The organism is Pyxidicoccus trucidator (assembly GCF_010894435.1).
GTDB classification, from domain to species: Bacteria; Myxococcota; Myxococcia; order Myxococcales; family Myxococcaceae; genus Myxococcus; species Myxococcus trucidator.
This window is the reverse complement of sequence record NZ_JAAIXZ010000001.1, coordinates 908,392-928,671: the sequence shown is the minus strand read 5'-3', so window position 1 is coordinate 928,671 and position 20,280 is coordinate 908,392. Positions and strand designations below refer to the sequence as shown.

General features: G+C 67.9%; 19 protein-coding genes. 7 read left to right on the top strand and 12 right to left on the bottom strand.

What is annotated here, in order from left to right; genetic code table 11:
- Nucleotides 1–86: 86 nt before the first annotated feature.
- Both G4D85_RS03925 and G4D85_RS03920 read left to right on the top strand, forming a co-directional pair.
- Nucleotides 87–1,373 (top strand): AAA family ATPase, encoded by a 1,287-nt coding sequence (locus G4D85_RS03925; protein ID WP_164007970.1) that lies wholly within the window; start codon nt 87–89, stop codon nt 1,371–1,373.
- Nucleotides 1,370–2,176 (top strand): HNH endonuclease family protein, encoded by an 807-nt coding sequence (locus tag G4D85_RS03920; RefSeq protein WP_205525408.1) that lies wholly within the window; start codon nt 1,370–1,372, stop codon nt 2,174–2,176. The genes G4D85_RS03925 and G4D85_RS03920 overlap by 4 nt, the downstream gene beginning before the upstream one ends.
- Nucleotides 2,177–2,185: 9 nt before the next feature.
- On the opposite strand, the gene yhbY is transcribed toward G4D85_RS03920, so the two are convergent.
- The 3 genes from yhbY to G4D85_RS03905 form a co-directional block, all read right to left on the bottom strand.
- The gene (yhbY, locus tag G4D85_RS03915) at nt 2,186–2,476 is read right to left on the bottom strand and encodes a ribosome assembly RNA-binding protein YhbY (protein WP_164007968.1); all 291 of its coding nucleotides are present in this window, start codon (nt 2,474–2,476) and stop codon (nt 2,186–2,188) included.
- Nucleotides 2,477–2,545: 69 nt separating this feature from the next.
- A complete protein-coding gene (locus G4D85_RS03910; protein WP_164007967.1) occupies nt 2,546–5,173 on the bottom strand; it encodes a DnaJ domain-containing protein in 2,628 nt (875 codons plus the stop codon).
- Between the two features lie 99 nt (nt 5,174–5,272).
- Nucleotides 5,273–6,085, bottom strand: coding sequence for a hypothetical protein (locus G4D85_RS03905; protein WP_164007965.1), 813 nt, complete (start codon nt 6,083–6,085; stop codon nt 5,273–5,275).
- 134 nt (nt 6,086–6,219) lie between these two features.
- Here G4D85_RS03905 and G4D85_RS03900 point away from each other — a divergent pair, with 134 nt between their 5' ends.
- The gene (locus G4D85_RS03900) at nt 6,220–6,996 is read left to right on the top strand and encodes a TSUP family transporter (RefSeq protein WP_164007963.1); all 777 of its coding nucleotides are present in this window, start codon (nt 6,220–6,222) and stop codon (nt 6,994–6,996) included.
- Between the two features lie 6 nt (nt 6,997–7,002).
- Here the strand turns inward: G4D85_RS03900 and G4D85_RS03895 are convergent, their stop codons facing one another.
- Entirely contained in the window at nt 7,003–7,518 is a 516-nt protein-coding gene (locus G4D85_RS03895; protein ID WP_164007961.1) for a YfbM family protein, read from the bottom strand.
- A gap of 46 nt (nt 7,519–7,564) precedes the next feature.
- Nucleotides 7,565–8,854 (bottom strand): sensor histidine kinase, encoded by a 1,290-nt coding sequence (locus tag G4D85_RS03890; RefSeq protein ID WP_164007959.1) that lies wholly within the window; start codon nt 8,852–8,854, stop codon nt 7,565–7,567.
- A gap of 306 nt (nt 8,855–9,160) precedes the next feature.
- Between G4D85_RS03890 and G4D85_RS03885 the strand changes: the two genes are divergently transcribed.
- Nucleotides 9,161–10,489: a ferritin-like domain-containing protein gene (locus tag G4D85_RS03885; RefSeq protein WP_164007956.1), complete on the top strand. Its 1,329-nt coding sequence runs from the start codon at nt 9,161–9,163 to the stop codon at nt 10,487–10,489.
- A gap of 43 nt (nt 10,490–10,532) precedes the next feature.
- Here the strand turns inward: G4D85_RS03885 and G4D85_RS03880 are convergent, their stop codons facing one another.
- From G4D85_RS03880 to G4D85_RS03860, 5 genes are all read right to left on the bottom strand, one after another.
- Nucleotides 10,533–11,030 (bottom strand): biotin/lipoyl-containing protein, encoded by a 498-nt coding sequence (locus G4D85_RS03880; RefSeq protein ID WP_164007954.1) that lies wholly within the window; start codon nt 11,028–11,030, stop codon nt 10,533–10,535.
- Nucleotides 11,031–11,061: 31 nt separating this feature from the next.
- Nucleotides 11,062–12,576, bottom strand: a complete 1,515-nt coding sequence (accC, locus tag G4D85_RS03875; protein ID WP_164007952.1) for an acetyl-CoA carboxylase biotin carboxylase subunit — start codon at nt 12,574–12,576, stop codon at nt 11,062–11,064.
- A gap of 40 nt (nt 12,577–12,616) precedes the next feature.
- Nucleotides 12,617–13,231 carry a hypothetical protein gene (locus tag G4D85_RS03870; protein WP_164007950.1) on the bottom strand — a complete coding sequence of 205 codons (615 nt, stop codon included), beginning with the start codon at nt 13,229–13,231 and terminating at the stop codon, nt 12,617–12,619.
- Nucleotides 13,232–13,349: 118 nt separating this feature from the next.
- Nucleotides 13,350–14,909 (bottom strand): acyl-CoA carboxylase subunit beta, encoded by a 1,560-nt coding sequence (locus tag G4D85_RS03865; RefSeq protein WP_164007948.1) that lies wholly within the window; start codon nt 14,907–14,909, stop codon nt 13,350–13,352.
- A gap of 11 nt (nt 14,910–14,920) precedes the next feature.
- Nucleotides 14,921–15,610 carry a Coq4 family protein gene (locus G4D85_RS03860; RefSeq protein ID WP_205525407.1) on the bottom strand — a complete coding sequence of 230 codons (690 nt, stop codon included), beginning with the start codon at nt 15,608–15,610 and terminating at the stop codon, nt 14,921–14,923.
- Nucleotides 15,611–15,832: 222 nt separating this feature from the next.
- Between G4D85_RS03860 and G4D85_RS03855 the strand changes: the two genes are divergently transcribed.
- Nucleotides 15,833–16,990: a site-2 protease family protein gene (locus tag G4D85_RS03855; protein WP_164007946.1), complete on the top strand. Its 1,158-nt coding sequence runs from the start codon at nt 15,833–15,835 to the stop codon at nt 16,988–16,990.
- Between the two features lie 125 nt (nt 16,991–17,115).
- Here G4D85_RS03855 and G4D85_RS03850 read toward each other — a convergent pair whose 3' ends face one another.
- Both G4D85_RS03850 and G4D85_RS03845 read right to left on the bottom strand, forming a co-directional pair.
- The gene (locus G4D85_RS03850) at nt 17,116–17,790 is read right to left on the bottom strand and encodes a hypothetical protein (protein ID WP_164007944.1); all 675 of its coding nucleotides are present in this window, start codon (nt 17,788–17,790) and stop codon (nt 17,116–17,118) included.
- A 2-nt stretch (nt 17,791–17,792) separates the two neighbouring features.
- A complete protein-coding gene (locus G4D85_RS03845; protein ID WP_205525406.1) occupies nt 17,793–19,055 on the bottom strand; it encodes an HsdM family class I SAM-dependent methyltransferase in 1,263 nt (420 codons plus the stop codon).
- A gap of 186 nt (nt 19,056–19,241) precedes the next feature.
- Between G4D85_RS03845 and G4D85_RS50665 the strand changes: the two genes are divergently transcribed.
- Both G4D85_RS50665 and G4D85_RS03835 read left to right on the top strand, forming a co-directional pair.
- The gene (locus G4D85_RS50665; RefSeq protein WP_164007939.1) at nt 19,242–19,490 is read left to right on the top strand and encodes a helix-turn-helix domain-containing protein; all 249 of its coding nucleotides are present in this window, start codon (nt 19,242–19,244) and stop codon (nt 19,488–19,490) included.
- Between the two features lie 155 nt (nt 19,491–19,645).
- Nucleotides 19,646–20,239 (top strand): hypothetical protein, encoded by a 594-nt coding sequence (locus G4D85_RS03835; RefSeq protein ID WP_164007938.1) that lies wholly within the window; start codon nt 19,646–19,648, stop codon nt 20,237–20,239.
- Nucleotides 20,240–20,280 lie beyond the last annotated feature (41 nt).

Here is a 20,280-nt window from a genome sequence, read left to right as displayed (position 1 = left end):
GTGTGCAGACGTAGTGGCCCTGGCGTGAGCATCATCGTCCTTTCTGGGAACGGAGCGCGGATGCGGCTAGCGTGTTCGGCCGAGCCATGTACCTGACGCGATTCACTATCGAGAACATCCGGGCCATCCGGAAGCTGGAGTGGGAGGTCCCACTCCAGAACGCACCGGGCTGGCACGTCATCCTAGGAGATAACGGATCCGGGAAGTCTTCGGTCCTGCGCTCTATCGCACTGGCGCTCGTGGGGCATCTTGGGGCGTCCGCGCTCCGTGTCGACTTGGCACGGTGGCCACGGCACGGGCCGAATGGAGCCGTTCACCTGACACTCGCGCCTGAACCCAGGTTCGACAAGAGCAAAGAAAAACAGTCGCAGAACCGCGCGATTCAAGCTGGTTTCCAGCTTGCGCCTATGAAGTTCGGGTCAAGGACCGTGACCGCCTTCATTGATCACGCGCCCGCGTGGTTCTCGCAGGGGGATAGAACAGGATGGTTCTCTGCCTCGTACGGTCCCTTCCGGAGGTTCACCGGGGGAGATAAGGACTACGACCAGCTCTTTTCCTCCAACCCCGAACTTGCTCGCCATCTGTCTGTTTTCGACGAGAGCGTTGCCCTCACTGAGGGATTGAAGTGGCTTCAGCAGTTGAAGTTCAAGGCGCTCGAGAAGGGGCCCGAGGGCCAACTGCTGCGCTTGCTCAAGAAGTTCATCAATCAGCCTGACTTCCTGCCGCATCATGCGCGCTTGGAGGAGATTACCTCGGACGAGGTGATCTTCGTGGATGGCAATGGGCACCATGTCCCAGTGGAGGAACTGAGCGATGGTTATCGCTCCATCTTGAGCATGACCTTCGAGCTTATCCGCCAGCTCGTGGCTGCCTATGGCGCCAAACGGGTCTTCGACGCGAAGGACCCTACACGCATCAACGTGCCGGGCGTGGTGCTCATCGACGAGGTGGACGCCCACCTGCACCCGACGTGGCAGCGCAACGTGGGGCTCTGGTTCCGGAAGCACTTCCCGAAGATGCAGTTCCTCGTCACGACCCACAGCCCCCTGGTTTGTCAGGCAGCGGAAGAGGGGACGGTCTGGCGGCTCCCCAAGCCGGGTACGGATGAAGAGGCTCGGCAGGTGACCGGCGTGGAACTGGACCGGCTCATCTACGGCAACGTGCTCGACGCCTATGGCACGGGCGTGTTCGGCGAGGGAATCACCCGGTCGGAGCGCGCGAAGGAGAGGCTCCAGCGGTTGGCCGAGCTGAACATGAAGGAATTGCGGAAGGGGCTTACCGCTGCTGAGCGCAAGGAGCAGGCAACCCTGCGCGCGAGCCAGCCCACCGCGGCGATGACCGTCCATGAATCGGAGGCGTGGGGCAGGGAGTGATCAAGCTGCCCGACATTCCGCTGCCCACGACCGCCGCCCGGCAGCTCATGAGCTGGCAGGCGGAAGTGGATGCACTCGCGAGCCATACGGCGCGCGTCGAGGCCGCGAAGCGAATCTTCAAGCAGCGCAACACTCCCCGGAACAGGACGTTCGCGGAGGTCCGCCGGCAGCTCACGGCGATGTGCTCAGGGGCTCAACGCTGCGGGTACTGTGAGGACTCCGCCGCCGACGAGGTCGAGCACATCCGGCCCAAAGATCTCTATCCGGAGCTGGTCTTCGCCTGGCGCAACTACCTGTATGCCTGTGGTCCGTGTAACGGGCCGAAGAACAACCAGTTCGCGGTCTTCCCAGGCTGGTCACGCAAGCCTGTCGAGGTCAGCTCTTCTTCCCGTGTTCCCTCACGGCCCCCACCCAAGGGCGAGCCCGCGCTCATCGACCCGCGCGGTGAGGACCCGATGGCCTTCCTGGTCCTCGACCTTCAGGGCACCTTCATGTTCGAGCCAATGGACACGAGGGGCACACGCGACTACGAGCGGGCCGACTACACGCGGCGCATCCTGCGGCTGAACCGGGAACTCCTCACGGTCGCCCGGGCAGAGGCCTTCGGTTCCTACCGGGCTCGCCTCGCTGAGTACATCACCCTTCGGGAGGGTGGCGCCTCGCGTGCAGCGCTCCAGCGGCGCATCGAGGCCATCCAGCTGGCGGCGCATCCTACGGTGTGGTGGGAGATGAAGCGGCAGCAGCGGCAACACCGTGAACTCCGGGCGCTCTTCAGCGAGGCGCCCGAAGCCCTGTCCTGGTAGCGCCTGCCCTTAGAACTTCTCGAACTTCGACTTCTCCTTCCGCTTCTTGAAGAGCAGCGCGGTGCGGCCCAGGAGCTGGGCCAGCTCTGACTGGGTGCCCTCGGCCATCTTCGCGGCGGCCTCCTGGCGCGTCTCCGGGCCTTCGTTGATCTTCACCTTGATGAGCTCGTGGTCCGTCAGGGCCTGATCGAGTGCGGCGATGACGCCCTCGGTGACGCCGTGCTGTCCGACGATGACCACCGGCTCCAGGTGGTGTCCTAGCGCGCGCAGGGCGCGGCGTTGCTTCCCGGTGAGCGGCACGTTCCTCAACTCCTTCTTGGTAGGTGGCGGGGGCAGGGCGCCCCGGCCGACGACGACGGGGGACGCACCCTACTTCTTCTGCGTCGCCATGCGGATCTCCCGCTGCGCGTCGATGTGGTCTGGCTGAAGCTCCACGGTCCTCTTGAAGTGCTTCAGGGCGCTCGAAGCATCGCCCACCAGCTTGGCAATCACCCCGAGGAAGTAGTGCGCGGGCGCGCAGCGCTCATTGCGCTTGATGGCGTTCTGGATTTCACGGAACGCCTCGGGCTGCGCCGCCTTCTTGTCCGTGGCCATGAAGAAGCGCGCGTAGCCCCGCCACGCGTAGAACTCCGCCTCCTCGGCGTTCAGCTTGATGGCCTCGTCCAGCATCTTCACGGCCTCGGGGAACTTGCGCGCCTTCACGAGGATGCAGGACTTCTGGAACAGCTCCTCGGCCATGAGGATGGAGTTGATGTCCACGTCGGCCCCGGCGCCGCCGCTCTTCAGCTCCTCGATGTACTCGGCCCGGCTCTTGTCGTCCGAGAGCATCCGGTACGCATCGCCGATGTACGCGAAGACCTCCGCCTTCAGCTTCTCCAGCTCCGGCGGCGCCCCCTGCGGCAGCGTGTCCGGGTGGTACAGCTTTGCCAGCCGGAAGTAGGCAATCTTCACCGCGCTCGCGTTCGTCTGCTCCGTCAGGCTGAGTCGCTGGAAGAAGTTCTGCTGCTTCATCGCCATGGCCAGCTGACGCAGCGCGGGAATCTCCTCGGAGCCCGGAGCATTCGCGGGCGCCGCGGCGACCGTGGGAGGCGCCGGACGCTGCGGAGCCTGGGGCGCGGCGACGGGAGGACGGGGCTGCGCCGCACCGGCGGCGGGCGGCGGCGCACCCGGAGGCCGCGCGGCGGTGGCACCCGGACCCGCGACGGGCGCGGCACCCGCGGGACGGGGAGGGGATGCCGCTCCGGCGCTCGGGCCCACGACGGGCGGGCCGGCGGGACGGGGTGCGCCGGGCTGGGCGGGAGCACCTGGACTGGACGCGCCCACCACGGGCGGCGGGCGCTGGGCGCCAGGCCCCGCCTGGGGAGCGGCGGCGGGCGGTGGTGCACCCGGAGGCCGCGCGGCGGTGGCCTGGGGCGGTGGCGCGGGCCGCTGCGCGGCGGCCGGCGGGGGCGGCGTGGCCGAGGCGCCAGGGGGCGGTGACACGGCGGCGGCCCTCGCGGGCGCGGCGAAGGACACCGCGTCCAGCTCCTTGAGCAGGAAGGAGATGCGCAGCAGGTGGTCGGCGTCCTGCGGGAAGTCGTTCAGGAGCTGCGCCACCGAGCGCACACCGTCGATGACAGCCAGCGCGCGGACCTCGTGCGGGGTGAGGCGCAGCTCGCTCGCGGCCACCAGTCCGCCGGACTTCATGATGGGAAGCTGGAGCACCGGCGCCAGCCGGCGCTTGAGGTCCCCCGTCGGCAGGCGGCGCACCGTGTCGCTCAGCACCGCCCAGCGGTTGCCCAGCGGCATCGCCTTCTGCCCCGGCAAATCACGCGGCTCGAAGGTGAAGGTGCCGGACTCCGCGCGCAGGCCCTTGGACAGGATGCTCACCGCGCGCTGCGCCAGGTACGTGAAGGCGCTGGCCGGCTGGAGCAGGCCCTGACCGAAGAGCGCCGCGAGCAGGTCCCCGCCGAAGCGTTCTCGCGAGGACTCGGCCTGCTGGAGCTGCTCGGGCGTGAGGAGCTTCGCCCCCACCAGGGACGTGCCGAGCGCGTCCTCCGCGTGCGACGAGTCGACGAACTCCGGGTTGCCCTTGCGGAAGTGGATGAGGACGGTGCGGTCCGACAGCAGGAGCGACAGCAGGCCCGTCTGCTCCCCGGCGGCGATGCGGCCATAGAGCCGGATGGAGGAGTGCTGGTCCAGCGGCCCCTGGGCTGGGACCGTGAAGGGCGACGCATCTTCCGGTACCACGGCGGGGCCGGGCGCGGGCGGCGGTGCGGCGACGGGCGCGGCGGCCGTGGGGTTGGCGAACGGAGGCGGTGTCGGGGCCGTGGCGCCTCTGGCGACGGCATTCGGCGCCACCGTGGGGCCCGCCGCCTGGGGCGTGCCGGGCGCAACGGGAGGCCTTCCCGGCACGGCACCGGGCTGCGGGGCGGCCACCGGGCGCCCCGGGGGAACCTGGGGACCGGGACCTGCCGCCGGAGCCGCTCCCGGGGCCACGGGCGGGCGGGTTCCCGGGCCCGCCATCGGCATGGGGCCCTGGGGCGGACGGGTACCGGGCCCCGCCATGGGCGCTGCGCCCGGGCCCGCCATCGGCGGACGGGTGCCGGGGCCTGCCATGGGCGCCGCGCCCGGGCCGGCCATCGGTGCCGCACCCGGGCCCGCCATCGGCGGACGGGTGCCGGGGCCCGCCATCGGCGCCGCGCCCGGGCCTGCTACAGGCGCTCCCGGCGGGGGCTGGCCGCCCGGAGCCGCAGCGGGCCTGGGACCCGGCGAACTGGCGGGCGCCCCGGCCGGGACCTCCGGCGCTCCATCGCCCCACAGGGCTCGGGGGAAGGAGTCGCGGGCCTCGGGGAAGCGCCAGGGGAAGGCGAAGTTGAGGCCGTCCTCGGAGACCTGGAGCTTGCCCTTGATGGAGCCGCTCTCCACGAGCAGCTCGATGGTCGGCAGGGTGAGGGGCCCCCACATGGTGCCCCTGTCGTTGCGAACCCAGTACTGCCGGACCTCACCCTCCGCCATGCGCCGCTCGACTCCGAAGAGGTTGCGAGAAAGGAGAACCCTACCGCTGTCCCCGGGTGTCTCAAAGCAGACGACCGGGCGGGATGCCCGTATTCCGCGTCAGGGCGTCGCGCCGTCCAGCGCCGCCAGCCCCAGCGCCGCCAGGCACGCGGCATCCGCCTGCTGCTCGGCGGGCGGGTCGAAGCAGAACACCTCTGAATCGAACACCTTGCACATCCCCGCGGGCGTCGAGGCGCAGTCCGACTTCGAGAACGCTGTCGTACACCCGTAGCCGCACACCGGCCCCACCTCGCTATTGCGGCACTCGGGCGTGGGCAGCGAGCGCTTCCAGGCGCACAGCGCCGCCGGGGACGGGTCGAAGCAGGTGATGCGGCCGCTGGCCAGCTTGCACACACCCGCGGGCGTCCGGGCGCAGCGCACCCCCTCCGGGGCATTCACACAGCCATAGCCACACGTCAGCTGCACCCCGTTGGTGCGGCAGTCCGCGGGGGGCGTCTCCTTGCCGTACACCGCGAACACCACCGCCGGCGGGTCGAAGCACTCCACCTCGCCACCGCGCCCCTTGCACACCCCGGCCGGAGACTTCGCGCACTTCACCTTGCCCGGCTGCATCGCGCAGTTGTAGCCACATGCCACCACCCCATCGATGTTCTTGCACTGGGGCTCTGGCAGCGCCGAGCCGTACGCCTTCAGCACGTAGGCCGGCGGGTCGAAGCACACGGCCTGTCCGTCCACCACCTGGCAGCGGCCCTGGGGTGTCTGCGCGCACCGCACCCGCTGTCCGTCCGACTTGCACCCGTAGCCGCAGGACACCTGCCCATCGATGGAGCGGCAGGTGGGCGCGGACGGGTCCTGCGAGGGCGGAGCCGAGGCCAGCGTGAGCGCCAGCACGGTGATGAGGGAAGCGAGCACGGGGACCTCGGGCAGGGAAGCGGAGTCGCGCCGCCATTGACGCCCAAGGCGTGCGGCGACGCAAGAAGCGGGCAGCCGCGACGGCGCACGCGGAGCGTGGTACCCAGGCGCGCCCGCGCGGAGGTGGGCTCCCGGTGGACGTGGACGTCAGCACGCTGCACATCATCCTGCTCTGCCTGGCCGCGTTCACCGCGGGCATCGTCGACGCCATCGCCGGAGGCGGCGGGCTCATCACCCTGCCCGCCGTGCTGGCCGTCGGCCTGCCGCCGCACGTGGCGCTAGGCACCAACAAGGGGCAGTCCGTCTTCGGCTCGTTCGCGGCGCTGGTGCGCTTCTCCCGCGCGGGGCTGGTGGACTGGAAGCTGGCGCGGGTGACGTTCCCCTTCGGCCTGGTGGGCGCCTTCGCGGGCGCCGGGCTGGTGCTGCTGGTGAAGCCGGAGGTGCTCAAGCCGCTGGTGCTCGTGTTGCTCATCGCGGTGGCGGTGTTCCTCACCTTTCGCAAGGCCCCGCGCCCCGGTGACAGGCCCGAGCCCGGCCCCCGCCCCCGCGCTCACGCGATTGGCGCGCTCATCGCGCTGGGCATCGGCGCCTATGACGGCTTCTTCGGGCCGGGCACGGGTACCTTCCTCATCGTGGGCTTCTCCACGCTGCTGGGCCACGGCCTGGCGCGCGCGTCCGCCGACGCGAAGGTGGTGAACTTCGCCTCCAACCTCGCCTCGGTGGCGATGTTCGCCTTCAAGGGCGTGGTGCTGTGGAAGGTGGCGCTGCCCATGGCCGGCGCCCAGTTCGTCGGCGCGTACGTCGGCGCGCACCTCGCGGTGAAGGGCGGCGACACGCTGGTGCGCAAGGTGGTGCTCGGCGTGGTGCTGGCGCTGGTGCTGAAGCTGGGGAGCGATTTGGTGATGGGCTGAGGCCCGTCAGCCGATGTGCACCAGCAGCGCGTCCCCGCGCTTCGCCACGGTGGCCATGAACTTCTGGAGCTCCTCGAAGTAGGAGATCAGCTCCTCCAGCGGGTCCACGTCCTCTTCCGGCTCGTCCCAGGTGCCGGGGTAGATGTCCTGGGCCTGCATCTCCACCGGGTCATACCGGCGGCGCAGTGTGTCCTCGGACACCTTCTGGAGCGCCGCGGAGAGCGCCTTCACCTGTGCGGGCGTGAAGCTGCGCGCCGTGCCCTCGTCCGAGGGGATGTCCCCCACGTCCTCGCCCCCGCGCACCAGGAAGTCCAGCGGCGCGGCGCCCTCCCAGGGCGTGCCGGTGAGCAGGTACTGGAGGCCGTGCCAGGCCTCGCCGATGTCCAGCTCCACGAACGCCGCGCCCTTCGAATCGCCGAAGTCCTCTTCGTCGTCGACGAAGGCCTCCAGCCGCTCGGGGGCCTGGAGCAGGGCGTTCCGCTGCGCCTCCGTGGCGCTGCGAAGGGTGCAGAGCATCTCCATGCGATGACCTCGGGCGCGCGGGAGGGGAATGGCGCGGGGGCGGACCTTACCGCCCGCCGCTCGCCAACGGAACAAGGGAGGCGCTGGCGCCCAGCGGTAGCTCGACGGTGAACGTCGCGCCCTGTCCCGGGACGCTGGCCGCGGAGATGGTGCCGCCACTCGCCGTGACAATCCTCCGGACGATGTAGAGCCCCAGCCCCAGGCCGCCGAAGTGACGTCCCGACACGGCCCGCTCGAAGCGATTGAAGATGCGCTCGAGCGCCTCGGGAGCGATGCCCAGCCCCTCGTCCCGAACAATCAGTCGCGCCCGGATGTCCTGGCGCTCCAGCCGCACGTGCACGGGCTTGCCGGCGCCGTACTTCAGGGCGTTGGACAGCAGGTTGTCGAGCACCTGCTCGAAGCGGAGCGGGTCCACCCGTCCCATCACCGGCCCGTCCACCTCCAGCGTGAGCGCGCACCCGACGCGCGCCGCCTCGGGCTCGAAGCGCACCACCGCGTCGTGGACCACCGCCGCCAGGTCCACCCGGGTGGGGTTCAACTCCATCCGGCCCGCGGAGATGCGCGACACGTCCAGCAGGTCATCCACCAGCTCCGCCAGCTTCTTCACCTGCCGCTGGGCCACGTCCAGGTGGGCCTGGACGCGCTCGGGTGGCGAGGGGGGCGTCGACGCCGACAGCTCACGCCGGAGTGTCTGCAGCTTGAGGCTGAGCGGCGTGAGCGGCGTCTTGAGCTCGTGGCTGGCCACCGAGAGGAACTCGTCCCGGGTGGACACCGCCTGCTCCGCCAGCTTCAGGCTCCGGCGCAGCCGCGCGGAGTCCACCGCCAGCAGCCGCAGCGTCAGCCCCACGCTCGCCATCACCGCCACGGCGAGCACCCACCGCTGGAGCGGCAGCGGAGGCTGCTCGACGAGCGGCGGCAGGAGGCCGTCCACCACCATCACCCACGTGTCCACGCCAAAGGCGGCCAGCATGTAGCGGCCGAGCGCGGGCCGCTCCAGGTATGGCAGCACCAGCGCTACCCCGCAGACGGGCATCAAGAGCAGCGCCGGATGGAGGAAGTGCAGGAACAGCGCCCCGAGGGCGACCATCACCAGCAGCGCATGGCCGATGACCCACGCTGCCCGCTCGGTGCTCCCGCGAAGGGCCAGCCTGCGGGCCCAGGCGAGCGCCACCGTGTAGATGCCCACCGCCACCATCCCGCCCGTGAGCGCCGGGCTGCGCAGCACGAAGGCGAAGACGGCATAGACGAGCAGGAAGCCCACCGCGACGGGGAACATCCACTGGAGGAACTGCCGGAGCCGAAGCTGCTTCAGCTCCTCTTCGGAAGACTCATGCATCCTGGAGGGCACCGACCTGATGACACGCGCGGCGACCGAACCATGAATGCCGGTTCATGTCATTGGCGGACCTGGAAGCGGGGTTGAGTGCCGGGCGTCCTGGCCAGGCGGGTCTGTTGGAATCCATGAAATGCTGAGAATCTGTCGTGAGCAGCAGGCGTCGCTGGCCTGGGAGTCAGATTTCTGAGCCGGGGTGTCGCCTCCGTCACAGGTGCCGCGTCTCCGGGGAGGGTCTGCTCCGGGGGCAGGGCGCTGGCATCCGTGTTGCTCAAGCGGACCTACCTCTCTTCTCGCAGGAGCCACTCCATGCACCCGATGTCGCTGCGCCGACTGTTCAACCGAGCCCTGCGTGCCTCGCTCGCCACGCCGCTGCTGCTTGCCGGCTGTGATGGGGACACGGATGTGGACCTGACGGGGTACGCCGCGCCTGCCTGTGAAGGCGGCGTCCTCGCGGTGAGCGGGCTGTCGCCGGCGGCGCCGGTGGACTTCGTGCAGCTCCGGCACGTCAGCTCCAACGGGGGCGTGGAGGGCAGGTCCGAGTCGGTCGTGGCCTCCTCGGGCATGTCCTGCGCCTCGGCCACCGACCGCGCGGCCTGCGAGTCGTCCCTGAGCGCCCTTCGCTCGTCGAGTGGCTTCCGCCGCTCCTGCGAGGACGTGTGCTCGGAGTACTACGTCGCGACGACGCGGGGCGACGAGGTGACTGCCCACTCGACACTGGAGTCGCTTCGGAGCCTGCTGGGCACCATCGACACGGCGCAGGAGGCCGCGTTGCTTGCCTTCGCCGACGGCTACAGACTGTCGTGCGAAGACCTGGAGCGCGGCGCGGTCCGGGCGGAGTCCGGGGGCACGTTCAGCGTCATCGGCACCACGGGCCATACCTGCGGGAAGGACACGGCGTTGAAGCGCTTCGTCCTGGAGGTGTCCCCCTCCGGAGAGATTCGGGAGGTGCGCAGCCACATCCTCGAGCGGGGCAACCCGGGCTGCTCCATCGGCCGTCGGCCCGTGGGCCTGCGCGACGCGGGCCCTGTCGCCTGCTCGGACGCGCTGGGGCGCCACTTCGCGACGGTGGCCCATCTGGAGGCCGCCTCCATCCGGGCCTTCCTGCGGCTGCGCGAGGAGCTGGAGCTGCACGGCGCCGACGTCGCGCTGCGGGACGCGGCGCTGGTCAGCGCGCTGGAGGAGGTGATGCACACCGACGTCAGCACGCGGCTGGCCCGTCGCTTCGGCGGGACGCCCATGCGGCTCGAGGTGGACTCGCCGCCGCCGCGCGCCCTCTTCGACGTGGCGCTGGACAACGCGGTGGAGGGCTGCGTGCGGGAGACGTTCGGCGCGCTGGTGGCGCACCACCAGGCCCTGCACGCCAGGGACGAGGAGGTGCGCGGCGCCATGGTGCGCATCGCCGAGGACGAGACGCGGCACGCCGAGCTGTCCTGGGCCATTGACGGCTGGGCGCGGGAGCGGCTCTCCGCCTCCGAGCGCGAGGCCCTGCGCGCCGCGCAGCAGCAGGCCGTGGCGAAGCTGCGCGAGGAGGTGGCCCAGCCGCTGGACGCCGCCCTCGTCACCGAGGCTGGCATGCCCGCGCCCGAGGTCGCCGCGTCGCTGGTGGACACGCTGGCCGCGCAGCTCTGGGCCTGAGCCCTCGCGCGTCGGGACGCCGGGCCCTGCCAGGCCCGGCGGACTACTCCACCACCACCAGCTTCGCGTTGTTCTCCACGGCGGTGCCTTCCTTCGCGAACAGCTCGGTCACCTTGCCGGCCTTGGGGCTCTTGAGCTCGTTCTCCATCTTCATCGCCTCCACCACCACCAGCCCCTGGCCCTCCTTCACCTCGTCGCCCACCTTCACCACCTTGCCGGGCATGGGCGCGGTGATGAGCTGCCTGCCCTCCACGGAGAAGGCCGCGGTGCCCGCGCGCAGGCGCAGCCGGCGCTCGTCCGCCACGTCGATGCGGTTCACCTGCCCGCGGAGCAGCACGCCCACCTCGTCGCCGTTCTCCTCGAACTCGACGCTGTAGGACTGGCCGTCCACCAGCATGGTCATGGTGCCGTGCTCCAGCATGAGCGCGTCCACCTGGTACGTCTGACCATTGACGGTCAGCTTGTACTGGTCGTTGCCCAGCGGCTCCAGGTCCACCGGCACCGCTTCCTTCTGGCCCTGCTGCTTCGTGAAGTAACGCATGGAGGTCTTTCCGAGCTCGAAGGGGAGGGGACTACCGGCGCGTGCGCAGCGCCAGCTTCCACGGGGAGACACCGCCATTGCCGCCGCCCTGGCCACTGGCCGCGGGCAGCGTCTTCGCGCGCTTCTGGTCTCGCTGGTACGCGTGCACCGCGCTGGCCAGCAGGGCCATCTCGCTCAGCTTCGCGTCCTCCACGCCCAGCAGCGTCTCGTGCTCGCGGGTGAGGAAGCTGGTGTCGTAGTCGCCCTCGATGAACTCGGGGTGCGCGAGAATCGCCTTCAGGTAGCGGATGTTGGTGGTGATGCCCTTCACCACGTACTCGGACAGCGCGCGCTGCGCCCGGGCAATCGCCTCGCGCCGCGTGGGAGCCCACACGGACAGCTTGGAAATCATCGGGTCATAGAAGTTGGGCACCGTGTAGCCGGGGAACACGCCCGAGTCGTCGCGCACGTTGGGGCCGCCCGGCACGCGCAGGTACGTAATCTTCCCGGGGCTGGGCATGAAGTTGCGGCCCGGGTCCTCCGCGTACACGCGCACCTCAATCGAGTGGCCGCGCGGCTCGGGCGCCTCGGTGAGCGGGAGCTTCTCGCCCTCGGCGGCGCGAAGCTGCATGGCGACGAGGTCCAGCCCCGTCACCCACTCCGTCACCGGGTGCTCCACCTGGAGGCGGGTGTTCATCTCCAGGAAGTAGAAGTTGCGGTGCACGTCGACCAGGAACTCCACCGTCCCGGCGCCCACGTAGTTGACGGCCTTGGCCGCCTTCACCGCCACCTCGCCCATCTTCGCGCGCATCTCCGGCGTGAGGATGGGGCTGGGCGTCTCCTCCACCACCTTCTGGTGCCGGCGCTGCGCGGAGCACTCGCGCTCGTTCAGGTGGATGGTGTTGCCGTACTGGTCCGCGAACACCTGGATCTCCACATGGTGTGGCTTCTCCAGGTACTTCTCGATGTAGACAGCGTCGTTGCCGAAGGCGTTCATCGCCTCGCTCTTGGCGGCGCGCCACGAGGAGTCGAAGTCCTCGGCGCGCTCCACCTTGCGCATGCCCTTGCCGCCGCCACCGCCCGCGGCCTTGAGCATGACGGGGACGCCAATCTTCAGGGCGTAGGCGCGCGCCTCTTCCAGGCTGGCGAAGGGCTCGGTGGAGCCGGGCACCACGGGCACGCCGGCTTTAATCATGTTGGCGCGGGCGCGGGTCTTCTCGCCCATGGCGTCCATGGCGGAGGCCGGCGGGCCGATGAAGGCGATGCCGGCGGCCTCGCACGCCCGGACGAAGGAGGCGTTCTCGGACAGGAAGCCGTAGCCGGGGTGGATGGCATCCGCGCCGGCCTGCTTGGCGGCGTCGATGATGCGCTGCTGCACCAGGTAGCTCTCACGCGAGGGCGGGGGGCCCACGAAGAACGCCTGGTCGGCGGTGCGGACGTGAAGGGCGGCGCGGTCCGCCTCCGAGTACACCGCCACGGTGGCGATGCCGAGTTCCTTGCAGGTGCGCATCACCCGGATGGCGATCTCGCCGCGGTTGGCGACGAGCACTTTGCGGATCTTGGGCATGGGCGCCCCTCTAGCACGGGGCGCCTCGGATTTCGCGCCCCTACTTCCGGTTGCTCCGGTACTGCTCCATGTAGACCTTGGCCTGGGCCAGCTTGGCCTCCACGAAGCGGTCATCCTCGTCCGGCTCGGGCGGGGAGGGGGGCTTGACGCTGCCCGGCTCGTTGCCGAAGTCCACGGCCGCGGCCAGCAGGTTGCGGGCCGCGTTGCCGCCACCGAACAGCTTGGCCAGCATGCCCGTCTCCACGTCCAGCCAGCGCGCGGCCTGGCGGAGGACATCCAGCACTTCGCCTTCCACGGCCTTGGACGGACGGCCCGGGCCGCTGACGCAGGTGCGCGCGTAGCTGTGCTCCCGGTCCACGAAGACGCCCAGCGCCCTGTCGCGGAAGTCCTGGGCCAGCGCCTGCGTCATGGCGTCCAGCTGCTCCTCCAGGAAGGGCTGCTCGGACTTGCGGGCCTTGCGGCCGGGGGCGGGGGGCAGCTCCAGCTCGGCGGCGTGCCAGCCGGCCTCCGCGAGGCCCTCGGGTGGCGTCTCCACCCACTTCACTTCAGGCGTGGGGAGCTCGACCGCCTCGCATACGCGCTTCAACGTCTGGCGCAGCGCGGTGAGGTTACCTTCAACGTCGGAGAGAAAGAGGATGAGTCGGCGGTGGGACAAATGGGGTTCCTTTCCTGGCAACCTGAAAGCCCGTCCGCCACCCTCAAATTTCCTGGATGGCGCGTGCCTGCCTGCCCTCCAGGCAGGGGAGGGCAGGCGGGACCCACACGGGAGAGGCCTACAGCGGGATGTTCCCGTGCTTGCGCGGCAGGTTCTCCTGGCGCTTGTCCTTCAGCATCTCCAGGGAACGGATGACGCGCGAGCGGGTGTCCTCCGGGCGGATGACCTCGTCGATGTAGCCCAGCTCCGCCGCCTTGAAGGGGTTGGCGAACTTCTCGCGGTACTCGGCGGTGAGCTTCGCGCGCTCGGCGGCGGCGTCGGGCGCCTTGAGCAGCTCGTTGCGGAAGATGATGTTCACCGCGCCCTCGGGGCCCATGACGGCGATTTCGGCGGTGGGCCAGGCGTAGTTGATGTCCGCGCGGATGTGCTTGGACGCCATGACGTCGTAGGCGCCGCCGTAGGCCTTGCGGGTGATGATGGTGACCTTGGGGACGGTGGCCTCGGCGTAGGCGTACAGCAGCTTGGCGCCGTGGGTGATGATGCCGCCCCACTCCTGCGCGGTGCCGGGGAGGAAGCCGGGCACGTCCACGAAGGTGATGAGGGGGATGTTGAAGCAGTCGCAGAAGCGCACGAAGCGCGCGGCCTTCACGCTGGCGTCGATGTCCAGCACGCCGGCGAGCACCGCGGGCTGGTTGGCGACAATGCCCACGCTGCGCCCGTTCATGCGCGCGAAGCCGACGACGATGTTCTTCGCGAACTGGTCCTGCACCTCGAAGAAGTGCTTGTTGTCGACGACGGCCTTGATGACTTCCTTGATGTCGTAGGGCTTGTTGGGGTTGCTCGGGACGATGTCCTTGAGCGACGCCTCGGCCCGGAACGGGTCGTCATCACACGGCTGGGCGGGCGGGTCCTCCTGGTTGTTGGAGGGCAGGAAGGACAGCAGCTCGCGCGTCATGACGATGGCGGCCTGCTCGGTCTCCGCCGCGAAGTGCGCCACGCCGGACTTCTGGTTGTGCGTGAGCGCGCCGCCCAGCGCCTCCTTCGACACCTCCTCGTGCGTCACCGTCTTGATGACGTCCGGGCCGGTGATGAACATGTAGGAGGTGTCCTTCACCATCATGATGAAGTCGGTGATGGCCGGCGAGTACACCGCGCCGCCCGCGCAGGGCCCCATGATGAGCGAAATCTGGGGGACGACGCCGGAGGCCAGGGTGTTGCGCAGGAAGATGTCCGCGTAGCCGGCGAGGCTCTCCACGCCTTCCTGGATGCGCGCGCCGCCCGAGTCATTCAGGCCGATGACGGGCGCGCCCATGCGGGTGGCCATGTCCATGATCTTGCAGATCTTCTGGGCATAGGCGCCGGACAGCGAGCCGCCGAAGACGGTGAAGTCCTGGGCGAAGACGAAGACCTTGCGGCCCTCCACCGTGCCGTAGCCGGTGACGACGCCGTCGCCCGGAATCTTCTTGTCGCCCATGCCGAAGTCGCTCGAGCGGTGGGTGACGAACTTGTCCAGTTCCATGAAGGAGCCCGGGTCGAGCAGCAGGTCGATGCGCTCGCGGGCCGTGAGCTTGCCGGCCTCGTGCTGCTTGGCGATGCGGTCGGCACCGCCGCCCAGCTCGGCCTGCTTCTCCAACTGCTGGAGCCGTGCGCGGAGGGGGTTCTCGGAGGTCTCGTCCATGGGCGCCCCCTCTAGCACGATTGGGCGGGGTGCGCGCTCCCTGGAAGCACGCCGTCCACGGCCTCCAGGTCCAGGGCAAAACGCTGGCGCACCTCCGTCAGGGGCAGCTCCCACATCTGGCGCCAGGGCACGCCGAAGAGGAGGCCGGCGCGGCGGCCCAGCAGCCACCCCCGGACGATGGCGCGCATGCGCACGTCCCGCTCGGAGAAGGCGTAGAGGAGGGTGTTGGCCAGCCCGCCCGCGAGGATTCCCAGGGCGAAGGGGCTGCCCACCTGGGCGAGGCTGAAGGCCTGGACGCCCAACTCGCCGGCCACGTCGGTGTGGAAGCCGGTGAGCACGTGCCAGATGTCATGGGACTCCAGCATGTGGGCCCGCACGTACTCTTCGTCCGTGTGGGCCTCCAGGTAGGGGAGGGCATCCGGGTCCAGCCCGTTCTCCACCAGGTGGTCCGCGAAGGCGCGGCCCAGGGTGCCCTCGGGCAGGGTGCGCAGCGACGCCAGGTGGAGGAAGCCCAGGCGCGGGCGCTCGACGAAGGCGTGGGCGGCGGAGTCATGGTGCATCAGCCGCTCCACCAGCCGGCGCATGGCGGTGGGTGGGGCCAGCACGGCGGCCAGCTCCAGGATGTCCTGGAGCTGCTCGGGATTCCGGAGGGTGCGCGCCATCCGCCACGCCGTCCGGGCATACGCGACGGGGTTCCGCATGCCTGCCTCTCGAGATGGGTGTCGCGACACCGGCCGGGCGTCGTGTGGCGCCAGGGTACGCGCCCGGGGGAAGGACGGGCGCGCGGCCCGGAGAGGTGCTCGCGGGCGGACATCCCGAGCGCCCGGGAGCCGACACTGGGGGGGCGGGCGGTCGAACGTGCCTTTCCCGGGCCCGTGCGGATGGCCGGGAGGAGACGGACGTTTCGAGTCTGGAGGTCCGCCATGCGCGCTGCTCGGGGTTCTTTGCAGGTGGGCGCGTTTCGCGGCATTCCCATTCGCGTCCACTTCACGCTGCTGCTCGTCCTGCCGCTGCTGGCGGTGATGTTCGGCGGAGCGTTCCGCCGGGCGGCGGAGGTGGCCGAGGTGCCACCGGAACGGTTGCTCGGCTCACCCGCGCTGTGGGGGCTGGGCGTGGCGGTGGGGTTGTTCGCGTCCGTGTTCGTGCACGAGCTGGCGCACACCGTCTACGCGCTGCGGCGGGGCGGCAAGGTGCGCTCGATTACGTTGATGATGGTGGGAGGCGTGTCGGAGCTGACGGAGGCACCGCCCCGGCCCAGGGACGAGGCGTTGATGGCGCTGGTGGGGCCGCTCGCCAGCATCTTCGTGGCGATGGCCTTCGGCGTGGCGATATGGCTGTTGCAGGGCACGCGCTCCTTCAACCTCCAGTTCGCGTGCTTCTACCTGGCGAGCCTCAACCTCTTCCTGGGTGCGTTCAACCTGCTGCCCGCCTTCCCCATGGATGGAGGTCGCATCGTCCGCGCGGCGCTGACGGGGCGGCTGGGCGCGGTGCGCGCGACGCGGGTGGCGTCGGTGATGGGACGGGGCTTCGCGGTGCTGTTCGGCCTGTGGGGCGCGTTCGTCCTCAACCCGTTCCTGATGGTCATCGCGGTGTTCATCTACCTGGGCGCGGAGGGTGAGGCGCGGCAGGTGCGGATGAAGGCCACGCTGGAGCGCGTGCCGGTGTCGGCGCTGATGACGCCGTGGCTGGCGGGCGTGGACGCGGGCGCGTCGGCGTGGGAGGCCATGTGGGCGCTGCGGCAGGCGCGGCGGCTGGCGCTGCCCGTGACGGAGGACGGACGGCCCGTGGGCTGGGTGGGGATGGAGGCGGTGGGCGGGGTGTCGGAGGCGGAGCGAGCCACGCGGACCGCGCGCGAGCTGATGCGTCCGGTGGAGGTGGTGGGCGTGGAGGAGGACGGGTGGACGGCGCTGCGGCGCATGGCCGAGAAGGAGGTGCCGCAGCTTGCCGTGGTGGCGGAGGACGGGCTGCTGGTGGGCACGCTGGACCTGGCGGACGTGCAGCGCGGCCTGGCGCTGTACGAGGCGCGCGCGGAGCGGGCCGGGCGCGCGGAGCGGGGCTTCCGGCAGGAGCGGCCGGCGTGACTCAGGAGAGGCGACGTCGAGGTCGACTCTCACTGCTCCTGGCGCTGGTCCTCTCGGGCAAGGCGGTGAAGCCTTCTCGCCAGTCCTCCGCAACTCCTGACAATGAATCAGGCCCGCAGTGCGAGCTACGGCTTGCGTAACATGGGTTCGACCGTCAGGCGAAGATTGAGCAGGGACTGCTCTGCTTTCCGGAGTGTGCTTACCGCGTTTTCAAAGGCTAGGGCGAGCTCCTTGCGCTTCCTCCATAGTTCCATGGGAACAGGTAGCTTCAAGAGCGTTTCCTCACCGAATCTTGGATGATGCCCGCCTTCTTGCGCGGCCGCCAATGCCGCCTGTACCGTTGTAGTCATAAGGAGCGGCACCAGGAATGCGCCGGAGCCCTCACCCAGATGACGGAGAACAAAGAACTCCGTCGATGCGACGAATTGAGGGGGGCTATCGCTTGTGAACAAGCCCGCGTCCAGAAAGCCAACCTGTCTCAGGTAGGGACGAAGCCGCGAGATGATAACATCGCCAGGACACAGTAGCTTCTTGTTGCTTCCCAGGGTTGCAACTGGCACCTGTGGTTTGTTTCCATGGATGACTCCTTCGAGGGCGTCTGAGGTGTCTAGGACAATAATGGGCTGCTTGAAATCGCTAGTCGCGGAGATGGTCTCCCGTCGAAGAGCGAAAAAGTCCCCAATCATCCCTGCCGTGTCGGCTCTGGTTGCATTCACGCGGCGCCGAGGATCATACCGCTCGGGAGCGAGTACCAATCCGGGGGCTAGGTCCGCAAATGACTGAATCACACAGATTGCCATGGTCAGGCCTCCTTGGAGAAGCGACGTTCCCGAACACAGAATGTGTCGAAGGCACTCACAACCTCGTCGAAGTCATGATCTACCTTGTTCCACAGTGAGTTACTCTCGTGACCTTTTAGAATGTACTGTCCCTTGGAGTCCTTTCCGTCCCTTTCGGAAATGGCAAAGAAGATATTTGCCGCTTTGGAGGACTGCGAGCCAAGTTGATTCTTCTGCAGGACAAGAATGCTTGCTTTCTGGTGTGTGTGCGGCAGGAACGTATTTCTCCCCAGCCCAATTACTGCTGTGATTCTCGCATGGGCGGCAACATGTTCTCTCACGTAGCTGTACGACTCTGCTCCGAACTTGTTGTGGGGAAGGACGATGGCCATTCTTCCTCCAGGTCGTAGGAACTGAAGGCAGCGCTCAATGAATAATACATCGCGCTCAATCCGGTCACGCCCATGCGCGAGAGAATAGGTGCTAAGAAGTTCCTTCTCTCGCACCTCTCCAGCGAATGGTGGATTGGTGAGGACGACGTCAAAGCCCTTGTTTTTTGTGAAGACTTTATGGATGATTTCTTCAATAGATAGTTGTGATGCTGGGCTTTCGTCGAAAAGGCCCGGAAGGAGCTGTGGGTTGAGACGCGACTTCAGCAAGCTGTTTGCCCTGAGGATGTTGCTATTGCTGCCGCCAGAAATGATCATCAGGGCCTTTGCAACCCGGATGGCCTGGGCGTCGATATCAACGCCCCAGATGCATTTCTTGCAGTAGTCCGCGAGTTCTCGGGCCGACGGGTTGGCACTGCTCCGGATGTAATTCAAGGCGTGGATCAGGAATCCGCCTGAGCCGCAGGCTGGGTCGAGTATGGTTTCACCCAGTTGCGGCTTGAGCATCCGTACGCAAAGCTCGATTACATGTCGAGGGGTGAAATACTGCCCCTTCGCTCCCTTTGCCTGCCGGGAAATCAGGAACTCAAAGAGGCTATCCATCACTTCGAACCCCTCTGAAGACAGTTGATGAGGTTCGAGTGCCTCAACGCACACGGCGAGGTGCTCGGGAGAGAGCCGGGAGTGTATCTCCTCGCCGAGCACGCCTGGCCAGATTCGCTCGGCATCCCCCAAGAGCGTATTTATGGCGGTTGCGGTCTGCTCCGGGGAGCGATGTTTCCCAAATCGGACAGCCATTGATGCGCGCTCAGCACAGAGCTTCGCGATAACTAGCTTGAAGATCTCCTCGAACTCATCCTCTCCCGAGTTCGCCAGGACAAGTTCCTCCAGTCGCAAGAAAATCGACTCCATTCTGCCGACGCGGGCAGCATGTCGCTTTGCCATGGAGTCAGGGGATGACACATGGGTCCGCCATCGTCAAGACAATCGTCTTGATGTGTCGATCGAATCCCAATTTGGGATAGTAGCTTGTGCGTTGCACGATGCTAGCTCGTGCGCTCTGACCAGATCCGACACTAAGCCATGCCATCAGCGCGGAGGCCCACTTACGTGGAGTTCGTTGCCCTGCTTCGACGCGAACGGCGGCGGTTGGGCGTCAGCCAAGAAGAACTTGCCAAGCGCCTTCAGCGTCCACAGAGTTTTGTATCGAAAGCGGAGGGGACGGAAAGGCGGCTCGATTTCGTCGAGACTCTTGAGTGGTGCCGCGCGTTGGGCGTCACGCTTGATGACATAACCCCCAGCGAGTTTCGCAAGAAATCGGGAGGCGCATGACTCCCTCTCGTCCGCGAATCTCCGCCAGCGACCTGACATCGCTGAAACGCGTCCTCAGCCCCCTAGTTGGGACGCAGATCCGACACTTGGCTCTTCCGAAAGTAGCTCTTACGGCTTTTGAGCCATCGCAGCTCGGCTCAATTGTCGGAGCTCTGATGGACGCCATGATTCCTCACCTCGCCAAGGAGATGCCGAATGTCGGCCTGACCAAGCACCGCGGCATCATGGGCGACCGAGAAGGATATCCAGACTATGAGCACGTGCTTGGCTTTCGCCTCGAGCTCAAACTCCTGTACGACGATAACCCCGAGCTCAAGACAAAGAAGCCTTCGACGAAGCGAGAGGCGTCGGCCAGGCTCACGCAAAAGGTAACGGTAAAGAACGTCTATCCTGCGAAGGACGCGATGTTGCTGATTGCTTACCAATTGCAGGACTGGGATGATGACAGCTCGGTTGTCAGTCCTACCATCATCGACCTTGCGGTTCTGTCGATGATAGAGCTGGTCGAAGCGAGGGATCAACGGCTTGAAAAGGGGGGCGGTCGCTGGTTTGGGAATTTTGAAACTCCAACCGTGATTAGCAAGATTGGTCGGGCGAAACGTAAGCTTAATAAGCTTCTGGATTTATCAGGTTATGGAAGAAAAGAATCTGAGGGCAGGGATTTTAATGAAGACACGAACTTTGGGAAGCTCAAGCGTATCCCACATGCTGAGCTGCAAGCCTTCCTCAAGAAGCACCGCCCGCTTTGACGCTAAGATCAGTTGAGCTGAAGGAAGGATAGGCAGTCAGG

Bases quoted from the DNA above. Each gene is read 5' to 3' on its own strand.
- G4D85_RS03890 (WP_164007959.1), bottom strand. From the start codon at position 8,854: ATGCATGAGTCTTCCGAAGAGGAGCTGAAGCAGCTTCGGCTCCGGCAG.
- G4D85_RS03910 (WP_164007967.1), bottom strand. From the start codon at position 5,173: ATGGCGGAGGGTGAGGTCCGGCAGTACTGGGTTCGCAACGACAGGGGC.
- G4D85_RS50665 (WP_164007939.1), top strand. From the start codon at position 19,242: ATGCCATCAGCGCGGAGGCCCACTTACGTGGAGTTCGTTGCCCTGCTT.
- G4D85_RS03855 (WP_164007946.1), top strand. From the start codon at position 15,833: ATGCGCGCTGCTCGGGGTTCTTTGCAGGTGGGCGCGTTTCGCGGCATT.
- G4D85_RS03850 (WP_164007944.1), bottom strand. From the start codon at position 17,790: ATGGCAATCTGTGTGATTCAGTCATTTGCGGACCTAGCCCCCGGATTG.
- G4D85_RS03865 (WP_164007948.1), bottom strand. From the start codon at position 14,909: ATGGACGAGACCTCCGAGAACCCCCTCCGCGCACGGCTCCAGCAGTTG.
- G4D85_RS03860 (WP_205525407.1), bottom strand. From the start codon at position 15,610: ATGCGGAACCCCGTCGCGTATGCCCGGACGGCGTGGCGGATGGCGCGC.
- G4D85_RS03895 (WP_164007961.1), bottom strand. From the start codon at position 7,518: ATGGAGATGCTCTGCACCCTTCGCAGCGCCACGGAGGCGCAGCGGAAC.
- G4D85_RS03925 (WP_164007970.1), top strand. From the start codon at position 87: ATGTACCTGACGCGATTCACTATCGAGAACATCCGGGCCATCCGGAAG.
- G4D85_RS03885 (WP_164007956.1), top strand. From the start codon at position 9,161: ATGCACCCGATGTCGCTGCGCCGACTGTTCAACCGAGCCCTGCGTGCC.
- G4D85_RS03835 (WP_164007938.1), top strand. From the start codon at position 19,646: ATGGACGCCATGATTCCTCACCTCGCCAAGGAGATGCCGAATGTCGGC.
- accC (WP_164007952.1), bottom strand. From the start codon at position 12,576: ATGCCCAAGATCCGCAAAGTGCTCGTCGCCAACCGCGGCGAGATCGCC.
- G4D85_RS03880 (WP_164007954.1), bottom strand. From the start codon at position 11,030: ATGCGTTACTTCACGAAGCAGCAGGGCCAGAAGGAAGCGGTGCCGGTG.